Below are 861 nucleotides of genomic sequence, written 5' to 3' on the forward strand. Positions count from 1 at the left end.
GGACATAGAATTAGTGCTAAAAGTGTTTACAACTTACTTGAATCCCTGGGCTACAGTTTACAATCGAATCGCAAAACCCGTGACGGCTCATCTCATCCGGACAGGGATGACCAGTTTTTACATATTGCCAACCAAGTTAAACATTTCCAATCGCAGAACGAACCTGTAATTTCAGTTGATACCAAGAAAAAAGAGTTAATCGGAAACTTTAAAAACCCTGGAAATGAATGGTGTCCGTCTGAACAGCCAGTTGAGGTAAGGATGCATGACTTTGTTGACCCCCAATTAGGTAAGGCAATTCCCTATGGAATTTATGACTTAACCTTTAATAAAGGATGGGTCAATGTTGGCATTGACCACGATACGGCGGAATTTGCAGTTGAGTCTATTCGTCATTGGTGGTACTCAATGGGAAAAGAACTGTATCCCAGTAGTGAGCATATAATGATTACGGCAGATTGCGGTGGTAGCAATAGTTATCGCTCCCGACTATGGAAGTTAAAACTACAAGAATTTGCCAGTGAGATTGGCAAAAATATTCATGTGTGTCATTTTCCTCCCGGCACAAGTAAATGGAACAAAATTGAGCATCGTTCCCAAAGCCACATTACGACTAACTGGCGAGGTAGACCTTTAACTAGTTTGCAAGTAGTGATTAATCTCATTCGTAATACTACCACTACACATGGATTAGAAGTTGAAGCTCGCTTAGATGAAAATTTCTATCAGACAGGAATTAAAGTTACAGATCAAGAACTTGATACCATTGCCATTGAGCGAAACTCTTTTCATGGTGAGTGGAACTATATTATCAAACCCAAAATTTCTCCCTAATTGTTCAAGTTATTTTTACTTGATGCC

The 861-nt window shown here is 39.5% G+C and carries 1 protein-coding gene; it reads left to right on the top strand.

All coding sequences use genetic code 11. The features are described 5' to 3' along the window. A partial coding sequence (locus tag ACEYW6_RS36490; protein WP_412983652.1) for an ISAzo13 family transposase occupies positions 1-834 on the top strand: 834 nt, incomplete at its 5' end. Positions 835-861: the final 27 nt, after the last annotated feature.

The sequence above is a fragment of the Nostoc sp. UIC 10607 genome (assembly GCF_047228265.1).
Classification (GTDB): domain Bacteria; phylum Cyanobacteriota; class Cyanobacteriia; order Cyanobacteriales; family Nostocaceae; genus Nostoc; species Nostoc foliaceum_A.